Origin of the sequence: Sphingomonas sp. PP-F2F-A104-K0414 (genome assembly GCF_004340945.1) — a bacterium.
In the GTDB taxonomy this organism is placed as follows: Bacteria; Pseudomonadota; Alphaproteobacteria; order Sphingomonadales; family Sphingomonadaceae; genus Sphingomonas.
The window spans coordinates 1-9,586 of record NZ_SLYD01000016.1; the positions used below are offsets into that span (position 1 = coordinate 1).

15 protein-coding genes are annotated in these 9,586 nt (G+C 64.9%); 1 reads left to right on the forward strand and 14 read right to left on the reverse strand.

Annotated elements, in window-relative coordinates; genetic code table 11:
- From C8J46_RS20475 to C8J46_RS20485, 3 genes are all read right to left on the reverse strand, one after another.
- A partial coding sequence (locus C8J46_RS20475; protein WP_207894252.1) for a hypothetical protein occupies positions 1 to 1,187 on the reverse strand: 1,187 nt, incomplete at its 3' end.
- Between the two features lie 12 nt (positions 1,188 to 1,199).
- Entirely contained in the window at positions 1,200 to 1,745 is a 546-nt protein-coding gene (locus C8J46_RS20480; protein WP_243643555.1) for a phage tail protein I, read from the reverse strand.
- On the reverse strand, positions 1,742 to 2,641 hold the full coding sequence (locus C8J46_RS20485) for a baseplate J/gp47 family protein (protein WP_132742533.1): 900 nt from the start codon (positions 2,639 to 2,641) through the stop codon (positions 1,742 to 1,744). Before C8J46_RS20485 ends, C8J46_RS20480 begins: the two co-directional genes overlap by 4 nt.
- 117 nt (positions 2,642 to 2,758) lie before the next feature.
- Here C8J46_RS20485 and C8J46_RS20490 point away from each other — a divergent pair, with 117 nt between their 5' ends.
- Positions 2,759 to 3,265, forward strand: a complete 507-nt coding sequence (locus C8J46_RS20490) for a hypothetical protein (protein WP_132742534.1) — start codon at positions 2,759 to 2,761, stop codon at positions 3,263 to 3,265.
- A gap of 5 nt (positions 3,266 to 3,270) precedes the next feature.
- On the opposite strand, the gene C8J46_RS20495 is transcribed toward C8J46_RS20490, so the two are convergent.
- The 11 genes from C8J46_RS20495 to gpM form a co-directional block, all read right to left on the reverse strand.
- Positions 3,271 to 3,732 (reverse strand): phage virion morphogenesis protein, encoded by a 462-nt coding sequence (locus tag C8J46_RS20495; RefSeq protein WP_132742535.1) that lies wholly within the window; start codon positions 3,730 to 3,732, stop codon positions 3,271 to 3,273.
- Complete coding sequence (locus tag C8J46_RS20500) at positions 3,729 to 4,229, reverse strand: phage tail protein (protein ID WP_132742536.1); 501 nt, start codon at positions 4,227 to 4,229, stop codon at positions 3,729 to 3,731. The genes C8J46_RS20495 and C8J46_RS20500 overlap by 4 nt, the downstream gene beginning before the upstream one ends.
- A 37-nt stretch (positions 4,230 to 4,266) precedes the next feature.
- Entirely contained in the window at positions 4,267 to 6,168 is a 1,902-nt protein-coding gene (locus tag C8J46_RS20505; protein ID WP_132742537.1) for a hypothetical protein, read from the reverse strand.
- A 4-nt stretch (positions 6,169 to 6,172) separates the two neighbouring features.
- Complete coding sequence (locus C8J46_RS20510; RefSeq protein ID WP_243643556.1) at positions 6,173 to 6,445, reverse strand: hypothetical protein; 273 nt, start codon at positions 6,443 to 6,445, stop codon at positions 6,173 to 6,175.
- Entirely contained in the window at positions 6,420 to 6,884 is a 465-nt protein-coding gene (locus tag C8J46_RS20515) for a hypothetical protein (protein WP_132742538.1), read from the reverse strand. Before C8J46_RS20515 ends, C8J46_RS20510 begins: the two co-directional genes overlap by 26 nt.
- The gene (locus C8J46_RS20520) at positions 6,881 to 7,405 is read right to left on the reverse strand and encodes a lysozyme (RefSeq protein ID WP_207894253.1); all 525 of its coding nucleotides are present in this window, start codon (positions 7,403 to 7,405) and stop codon (positions 6,881 to 6,883) included. Before C8J46_RS20520 ends, C8J46_RS20515 begins: the two co-directional genes overlap by 4 nt.
- Complete coding sequence (locus C8J46_RS20525; protein ID WP_121886749.1) at positions 7,402 to 7,755, reverse strand: hypothetical protein; 354 nt, start codon at positions 7,753 to 7,755, stop codon at positions 7,402 to 7,404. Before C8J46_RS20525 ends, C8J46_RS20520 begins: the two co-directional genes overlap by 4 nt.
- A 4-nt stretch (positions 7,756 to 7,759) precedes the next feature.
- Positions 7,760 to 7,975, reverse strand: a complete 216-nt coding sequence (locus C8J46_RS20530; protein WP_132742539.1) for a tail protein X — start codon at positions 7,973 to 7,975, stop codon at positions 7,760 to 7,762.
- A complete protein-coding gene (locus C8J46_RS20535) occupies positions 7,975 to 8,457 on the reverse strand; it encodes a head completion/stabilization protein (RefSeq protein ID WP_132742540.1) in 483 nt (160 codons plus the stop codon). Before C8J46_RS20535 ends, C8J46_RS20530 begins: the two co-directional genes overlap by 1 nt.
- The gene (locus C8J46_RS20540; protein ID WP_132742541.1) at positions 8,454 to 8,648 is read right to left on the reverse strand and encodes a hypothetical protein; all 195 of its coding nucleotides are present in this window, start codon (positions 8,646 to 8,648) and stop codon (positions 8,454 to 8,456) included. The genes C8J46_RS20535 and C8J46_RS20540 overlap by 4 nt, the downstream gene beginning before the upstream one ends.
- Before the next feature lie 113 nt (positions 8,649 to 8,761).
- Positions 8,762 to 9,511: a phage terminase small subunit gene (gene gpM / locus C8J46_RS20545; protein ID WP_243643557.1), complete on the reverse strand. Its 750-nt coding sequence runs from the start codon at positions 9,509 to 9,511 to the stop codon at positions 8,762 to 8,764.
- Positions 9,512 to 9,586 lie beyond the last annotated feature (75 nt).

Sequence of the window (9,586 nt, forward strand, 5' to 3'; positions counted from 1 at the left end):
TGCGTGATCCGGAGGCGAAGCAACCCGGAACCGAACTGCCCTTGGTAGATGCTGAAAGCGTTGTCGGCCGACGACCCCATGTACCAGTTGAGCGACACGTTGGCGTCGGATGCCTCGCCGAACTGCATGAAGCCATAGCCGTTGGTGCCGTCCGAAACCCGTAGGCCCGCCGCTAGTCCTGCGTGCCGGATGCCGACCGGCGCGGTAAACGAGGCTCCGGCCAGCAACGCGAACTCGCTGCCCTGCCGGCCATCGAGCAGATCCGCGTCGAGACCGGAGCCCGCGCCGTCGTTCGCCGCAGTCCACATCAGCGATCCGTTGAATGCCACCGTCGTCTGCGTGACCCGAAGGCGCAGCAGACCGGAACCGAATTGCCCTTGGTAAATGCTGAAGGCGTTGTCGGCCGACGACCCCATGTACCAGTTCAGCGACACATTGGCATCGGATGCCTCGCCGAACTGCATGTAGCCGTAGCCATTGGTGCCGTCCGAAACCCGAAGGCCCGCCGCCAGACCGGAATGCCGGATCCCCACAGGCGCGGTGAACGATGCCCCGGCCAGCAGCGCAAACTCGTTACCTTGCCGACCGTCGAGCAGATCCGCATCGAGCCCCGAGCCCGCGCCATCTACCGCCAGCAGCCGCGACAGGACGTTTGCCGCGGTGAAGATCGCGGCCATGTTCTTCGGGGTGAGCGCGCGTAGCGCGTCGGTCAACGCGATCGCCTCAGCATCGGTCGCCAGTTCGATCACACCGGGAGTCGTCGTGGTGGCCGGTGGATTGAGGAAATTGGCGTTGCCGAAGGTGATCTGGCTGGCGGCGACGTCGAGCAGCGTGGCGTCGATCGCGAGCAGCAGCAGCGCGCCTGCCGACTTCTCAATGATGGGTGCGGCCTGCCCGTAAGATGCGAACAGCGTGCCGTCCGGCAGGTACAGCGCAACGCTACGCACGGTATAGGTATCGGCGCTTTCGTCACGCACGATCAGGTGGATTACGTCGGCCGCGACGCCGGCACCCGAGATCGTCGCGATGCGCTTGACCTCGCCGGGCAGCGCGGCGGTGTTCGCCGCGGCGACGATCGCGGTCGGGGTGACGCCGACGGATGCGATCCGCACGGCGTTGGTGCCGTCGCGCGCGGCGTTGACGAGCGCGGCGCGGCCGGCGTCGGTGATGCGTAGAACGATCGACATGATCTCTCCGGGTCAGGCCGCGGGTGCGGTCATGGTGAGGCGGGCGAAAACGGCAGGGCGCGCGGCTGCGACGGGCACGATGCCGGCGGTGGCGTTGAGCGCCTGGCTAAAGGTGAAGTGCGAGCGAACCGGCTTGGTGCGGTAGACCTCGGCGATCACGGCATCGACGAACGCGGCGTCGACGGGGGCACCGGTCTGGTCGGTGATGTTGAGCAGCAGGTTGAACGTGTGCGGATCGCCGGGCGGCGTCATCTGCCACCATTCGCGAAGCGCCACGGATCCGCCGAAGGACTCGACGACGTCACGTACCGACGATGCGGTGCCCTTGCGGCGCTGGATCGGGAGAGCTTGGCGAACGCGCGCGCGTTTGATCGTCTCCGACCAGTCGCTCGACCAGCTGTCGATCGACAGCGCCCATGCGAGATACGGCAGCAGCTCGACCGGGCAGGTGTCGGGGTTCCATAGCGAACGCAGCGGCACAGGCACGTCCGCCAGTTGCGCCATGCCGGCCTCGACGGCGCGCTCGAGCGCGCTCGCGTTGGGCGGGAGCAGTGTCACTCGCCGAGCCCCGCGTGAACGACGTTGGTGGCAGTGCACCAGCCGGCCTGCGTGCGATCGAGAACGACGTCGGCCGCGGGACTGGTCAGGACGACGTTCTGCACCCCCTCGACATGGAGCGCAGCGAAGATCCCTGACCGGGTGATGTCGCGGCCGAGGCGGTGCGAATTGGCGATGTAGGCGGCGAGGCGCGCGCGCGCTTCGGCGATGACGATCAAGCCATCCGGGCCGGCGAACGTCCTGATCGACGCTTCGACGGCATACTGCACGATCTCGGCCGACTGGATCGTGACGTAGTCGGTCAGGGGACGTCGGGTCTCCGCAGAGACGTAGGCAAGGACCGCGGCGAGCAGGGCTGGCGAGGCGACACCGGTCCCAGCACGCGCAAGGATTGTGAGGCGGACCTCGCCGCTTGCCGGGCTGGTCGCGCTGGCGTCGAGAACGTCCGACGAGGCCGACAGGGAATGGAAGATGTACGCGCCTTCAGGCCCCGCGACCGAATAGCCCTCCGGTGCCAGGACGAGGCGACGGCGAAAATCCTCGTCGCTTTCCAGAACCGCCGCAGCATTGGTTTGGTCGTTTGCCGGTGTGATGACGAGCCGCGCCACACCCATCAGCGCGGCGAGGTTATCAAGATCCGCCCCGATGGCATAAGCCGGCATGACCGCGCGCGCGGCATCGTTCACGCGGGCGCGCAACAGCATCTCGCGAAAGGCGGCTACCTGCAGGAGTTTGACGGCGGGATCGGATTCGACGGTGGCATCGAAGTCGGGAACCAGCGCCACGAACTGCGCCAGCATCTGCCCATAAATCGTATCGAAATCGAGGGTCTCGACGATCGTCGGCGCTGGCAGGCGCGATAGATCGACAGCGGTGAAGGTGGACGGCTCGGCCATCGGGCCATGTCGTCGGTAGGGTCAGGGCAGCGCTATCGTGTTCGGGTGTGGATTAGCATTTCACACCCGGCAAACCCATCTGTGACGGGTTACCATCCACACCAACAGGGATACCGAATGTCACAGGATTACATCGATGCGGCGATTGCGTCGTTTGCGGCGAGCTGGCGTAGCGAACAGGATGCCAGAGCACCCGAAGAAAAAATTCGGGTGCATGCCGAAACCGTAGCAAATCAGAAGTTGGAGAACGCCAACCTCGTAAAGAGGAAGGTCGAAGCAGGGGTGCGCATAATTAACGATCGAGCGGCAGGTCACAATATCCCGCGGCTCTCTTTATGCGGCATTGGCTACCCCGGCGAGGCTGGATTGCCTATTCCGAACCAGTACCAGATTCAATTTTGTAATGATGAAGGCCACCCATTACGGTATCAGCCTCTTGGAACTCTTTCGTTCAAATTCGATGTTCAAGAAGATGTGGAAGCCTCGACGATTGGCGCGGGACCGCACGATCCGGGGACCAAATACCCAGACTTCATCTTTGGCACTTATCACACTGCCTCGCTGACGAAAGAATGGGTTGCGGATATGATCGCGCGGTGGCTTTCCCGCGAAAACGAAAAGTAGTGTGATCACTGGGCGGCATGAGCGAACACGATAGCTAGCAAAGCAACACGCTCCGCCTCGGTGTCGCCCAACAGAACGCGGCGCGCGTACCGGACTTTCTTCCGCCCCTTGGACGGAGCATCCTCCAGCCCCTCTTGGTGGACGCGTGCGATCTGCGCCGCGCGTCCACTGAAGCCAACCCACGCCTCGGTGTCTGTCGATCCGGCCTGCAGATTGGAGGCGTTGCGGAGTTTACGGAACATCGCTTTGCGCTTGATCGTGCCCTTCCGCCGCAGTCGCCCGGTCGGCTGCGCCTTGCGCGCCGCATAGGGCTGACCATCGGGATCCTGCTGCCGAGCAATGCGGGCGGACTGGCTGCGCTGAAGCGTCCGCGCCATCAGGCGCAGGATCTTGCGACGCTCGCCCGGTTCGACGCGGCGCAACAGCGCACCGGCGAGTTGCTCGAGCTGGGCGAGATCGTCGGTCATGCGTCGGGCACGAACGCGGGGTCGGACGTGTGCGCGACGAGGTGATCGCGCATGAAGAGCTGCCACAAAGGCACACAGCAGACGCCGTCGAACTCGTCGCGATCGCGTGGCTCCTCGAGGTGATCCGCATCAAACCCGCCGCCCTCTTTTGGCGTGACGCGGACCGCCTCGGTCAGCTCGATGCTGATCGAGACGTCGGCGCGATCGGCGTCGAGCAGCTCGGACTCGAACGCGAATGGCTCAGGATCCGTGCCCTCGAGCAGATCGGGCTGCTGCTCGGCTATCCATGCGAGCAGCGGCACCATCAGATCGTCGACGTCGCCCGCATAGTCCTCGATGACGACGTTCAGCGTGTACCGGTATTCCAGCGAAAGCGTGCCGCCTGCGCGCGCGGCGATCCGCCCCTTGTCGACGAACAACGACAATTTGGCAGGATCTGCCGCGAGCGCCGGGACAAAGGATAGGATTGTCCGGCGTAGGGTGTCTGGCTTCTTCACCGGTCACCTGTGGTTTCGGAGCTGGCCAAGCGCCGGATCATGCCGCCATCGCCATGTATTGCACGTTCTGCTGATCGATTGCCGCGCGGCAGGGCTGTACCATCAGCGCGTGCATTGCGGTGCTGGGATGGGTGCCGTCTGCCGTCGCATAGCCGGCCGTTCCATTGACCGTCCACTTGCCATTGTCGTTCGCCGGCTCCTGCACCGACGTCATGTCGATGATCCCGTTCACGTTGGGATCGAGCAGCGCCTGCGCATCGATGTAGTTGCGATAGACGTTGAACCCGCCGTTGATCGTTCGCACGGTTTGGTTCGCCGTCGTCGCATAGGCGTCGGTCGTGTCCGACTTGGGTGCCATACGGACCTGCAGGATCCGCTTGATCCCTGCCGCCTTCAGCTGCGCATTGATCGTCGCCATGTTTGTCGCGCCGGTTTCCTTGGGCGTCCCTCCACTGTAATCGTTGCCGAGATAGCCGTTGATCGCACAGTTGAAGTATTTGTAGAGCGCGCGCCGGCTGTCCCCGTCGCTCGACAGGTACCCAGTCGAGGTCTCCCCGCCCCGGGCAAGATTGCCTTGCGCATATTGCGGCGCGATCTGCGCCGAACGAGCAGCATAGCCGCGGTTGGCATCATCAGCCGTGCCTGCCTCGATGCTGGCGCCGAGCGTGATCCACGCAGGCATGAGTCCGACAGGACGGCCGACGATGAGCGTCGGGCCGAAGAACCGGGCGCTATAGTCTGCCCAGGTGGTGTTGGAATTGTTGAACGCGCCGGCAACGCCGATCTTCGATGGACTGCCGATGGGGCCGCGGACGCATCCGAAACCGGCTATCGTCAGCGGCGTGCCGATGTTGATGCGGTTGGTACCGGCAACCCACTCGCGTTCCGTCACCTCGAAGCCGGTGAAATTGGCGGGGAACTGCGTGAGACCGAACGCGGACGCCGGAACCTCGTCGCTGCGAACATCCATCTCACCGCTGACGAGCTGACGCGAGGTTGCGCCATCGAACGTCAGGACGACGACGACGCCGTTATATTCGATATGGGCCCGAAGCAGGTAGCCCGGACCTTTGACGTTCTGGCCATAGTAGGTCGAATAGACGAACGCGATCGTCGAGACCGGCGCATTGCCTATCGTGAACGGCAACCGACAGGCATCCATGTTGTTCGACGAGGTGGTCGCGACGCCTTCCCCATGGAAGAAATTGCGGCTGGTGATGACCTGCAACGGGGGCAGTACTGCCGTGTCGTCATTCAGGATCGTGCCGGTTGCAGACGTTGCGGACCCTGCCACATAACCCGATGGGGTCGAGATGAGGACGGTGAACGTCTCGTCGCCCTCGACCCCGGTATCGCCGATAACGCTGACGGTGAACGTACCCGTCGCGACGCCATCTGCCATGTTGACGGTCCCGCCGGCCGGATAGGTCCCGCCGGTGAAGTCGTCGGCGCTGGTGGTGCCGGCGGTGAACGACCAGGGCACCGCAACCGCGCCAGACGATGCCGACCGCGTGACGGTATAGGTGAACACGGTCGCGCCGCTGTTCCCTTCCGACTTGGACTGCGCGACCGAAATCGACACGGTCGGCGTTGGGACCGGAACGACGGTCGACGCCGCCCCCGTGATCGTAACCGGATATTCCAGCGCAATGTCGCCGTCATTCTCACGGACCAGCACCTTCTGACTGACCCCTGCGCCGATCGCCGCGGTCGCGCTGATCGTGCCGGTCGCGGGGTCGAGCTTCAGATTCGCACTCGATCCGGTGACGAGCGCCAGCTGACTGGTGCTGCCGAGCAGGCGCGACAAGGTGAAAACGACGCCGGTAGCCGTCGCCAGAACGGTCGCGGATTTGGCGGCGGGGCGGATCTGCGACGAAACAGGCGCGCGGGGTGTAGCGAGGTCAGCGTGTTCGGTGACGACGAAGCGGGTACCGGCCAAAATATTATCCCTTGGGCGACGGGCACGCAGCAGGCGTGTTCCAGTTGATGAGACGATCGAGGTGATCGGCGTTGGCGGCGAAAGCGCGCGCGAGGCGGATGATGCCGGCGCGGATCCGCGTCGGGATCTGCGCGATCAGCGCAGGATCTTCGGGGAGACCCTCCGGGCGGTCAGCGCAGCCCAGCAGCTCGGCGGGCGGCGTGTCCTTTACCTTGACGACGATCGGCGCGGAGATGACCGCAGGCGGGGCCTCAGCGGGCCGCGTGCAGGCCGGCAACACCGTTAACAGCGCGAAACCAATCGCGATCGACAAGGTTCGTCCGTTCAACTTGCGCATCTGCCATCTCCATTCGTTGTGCGGCCGAGCTTGCTGCCTCAGCGGCAGCGCGCGCGGCGCGTGTGTCGTCGTTCTGTCGTGCGTCGTGATCGGCCATTGCCTTGGCGAGCGTCGCTGCAGCGAGCTGGTCGCTGCTCGCCTTGAAACGGACGAGCCCGGCGACCGTGGCAGCGCAGGCTTCCCCGCGGGGCGTCTTGCCGGCTGCGGCGAACCCGGTACCGGAACCAGCGCAAATGACCTGCGCAGTGTGCTGGAGATCATCGCGATCGGCGCGCGCCTGCCGCGCCTCGACATACTGCCAGGCACCGACCGCCGCGACGATCACGAGGACGACGAACGCAAAGTCGCGGCGCAGCTTGGCGAACAGATTCTTGATCATTTCGGCTCCTTTCCGGTGAGCATCATCGCCTCGAGGCGGATGGCGCGGGCACCGACCTGATCGTGCCATTTCGACGCCTTCATGCCGGCGACGGCACCCGTCCAGTCGCCGCGTTGGATCTTCGGCAGCGTGCCGTAGAAGCCGAGCAGACCAGCGCCCGTGATCTTCCGCTTGGCGTCTGGCGCGCGACCGATGCCCATGTTGAAGCACATGTTCAGCAGCACGCGCTGGCGGACGCCATCGAGGGTACGCCACCAAGGAAGTTTCGCGTCGAGATCGCGCTCGCTGCGCTTGATGTCGTTGGCGAACAGCGCATCGGACTGCGCCTGCGTAATGCCGCGGGCAAGGCAGCTTGCCACGGTGATCCCGAGCAGACGCGTCTCCTCAGCAGATATGCCGACGTCGTCGAGGTTGCGCCCCTTGCCGATCGAACGCTTGCGCGCGGTGCAAAGATAGACGCGCAGCTTGTCGCCTTCGTCGCGGGCGATCTCGGTCGACAGCCGTGCCATGTCATAGGTCACAGGCGATCCTTTCGGGGGAAGAAGCGGTCAAAAAATGCCGCGGGAATATCGGTGACGCGCTCGCTGAGACCGGCGATGAACTTCGGCGTCGCCTTGAAAGCGATCATGCCGACGACGAACCCGACCGCTTGAATGACAAACGGGTCGGGCTGGCCCCACGGCCACAGCACACGAATGACGCCGGTGGCGAAATAGCTGACGACGATGCCGACCGACATTTGCAGAAAGCGCCGCGACCAGGTCAGGCCGGTTTCATAAGCTAGGCTAACGGCAGCGCCGAGCGCGGCCGGCGTGAGTCCGAACAGGAATGCCAGCAGCGAGACGCCGAATTCGTGGAGAAGATCCTTCATGCGGTCAGTCCCAGAGCTGGATGAGCGGGAGCGTGCGGGGCGCGGGCGTCATGCTGACGGGCATCGCCACGCTCGTTCCAAGCGGCAGGATTGCGCCGATGTCGGCGACACCTGGATTGAGCGCGAGGACGCGGCCGATATCGGCAGCGCCGAGACCGCGTTCGCGCCAGATGAGTTCGTCGAGCGTGTCGCCCTGCTTTGCGGTGAGGGCGTCGGTCATCAGATCAGCTCTGCGCGCACGCGGGCACGGCCGAGCATGTCGCGGACCGCGTGGATCCCGTCGCGGCGCAGATCGACGATTGACGGCTCGACGGCATCGGCGTCGCGCTGCCCCTGCGCGGTCAGGTCGGTGTCGCGGTACGTCTCGACCAGTTCGGCCTTGGCGTAGGCACCGATCGCGCGGGTGTAGAGCAGGACGAGACGGCTCGTTTCGCCGAGCTTCGGCGATGGCACCTCGGCGAGGTTCGCGTGACCGGCGAGCAGATGCGCGACCTGCCACGCGGCGAGCTGGTTGCCGACGGTGATAATCGCACCGGTGACCGCGAGCGCCAGCCGCTCTGGTGTGACCACGTCGCGGATACGGCGTGCCGATCGCAGCGCGGTCGCGTCGATGTCGGGAAACCAGCCGTCGTTGCGGATCAGCACCTCGGTCGAGACGACCGGTGCGGGGATGAGCGAGGGCGTGCAGCCGAATCCGTTCATGCGAGCATGATCCGGCCGGAACCGATCGAGCCGATCACGAAGAGCGCGAGGCCGATGGCGATTACCGCCAGGCAGAACAGCACGCTGGCGCGTCCAAGCATGAGCAGGATCACGACCCCTGACAGCACCAGCCATGCGCCGAGCCCGAGGCTCAGCAGCGCCAGCGCGTAGGTGATGATCGTGGCGAGCATGGCGGCGGATCCTTGGAAAATCTCGGGGGTGGGGATCAGGGTCGGACGATGGCCCTCAGCGCTGACGCGCCCTCCCATCCCGCGTGATCCGCCCCCGAGCGCCGGGGGCGAGCTTAGGAGCCGGTGGAACCGGCGGTATCTGGTACGGCGTCGGGCGCGGCCGGCTCGGCCCGCTTGGTGATGGCCTTCTCGAGCCGCTTGATCTGACCGGCGACGCCGACCCGGTCATGCAGACGAACAGCTTCACGAAGCGGCGCGAGCGCGCGAACCGCGGCGACGACGAACTCGGGCTTGGTCGGATCGAGATCCTCGGCCGTGCGCGCTAGTTCGGTGCCAATCGCTTTGTGGAGCTTGGCGCGAACCTGATCGTGCATGTCCGCTTCGTGCGTCAGGCCCTCGACGAATTCGAGAATTTCAATTGCGAACGGCTGCTTTGCGGTCTGCGCGCGGATCGCAGCATCGGCGATCTCTTCAGTTACCAGCGACGCGGCATCGCGCTCGTATCGGGCCGGGAGAGGCACGTCGTAGCGCAGAACGTGTTCCGCGATCTCGAGGGCTGGACCATATTCGCCGATGTCCATCAGCCACACCATAGCGGTTGGCAGCACCTCCTCAGCGATGCCGGCGTTTGCCTCGCGCCCGCCCTGAAGCAAGCCACGAATCCACTCATGATAGTGCGGCAGCATCTCGCGCTTCACGGCGACGCGCGCGTCGATCGACTTGATCTCTTTCAACCGGCGCAGATCGTGCTGCAGCCGCATCGCGATCGATGCGGCTGCGCGTTCGGCGGGGGTGCCGGCGTCGGACGAAGGGGCCGACGCGGGATGGGATAACCCGCTCTCCGAAACGGGAGCAGATGCCATCTGGGATGCAAGGATACGATCCCGATGTTTGCGAGCAAGGCTCATGGCATGTCCTGTGGAGAGCGGGCTAACTGG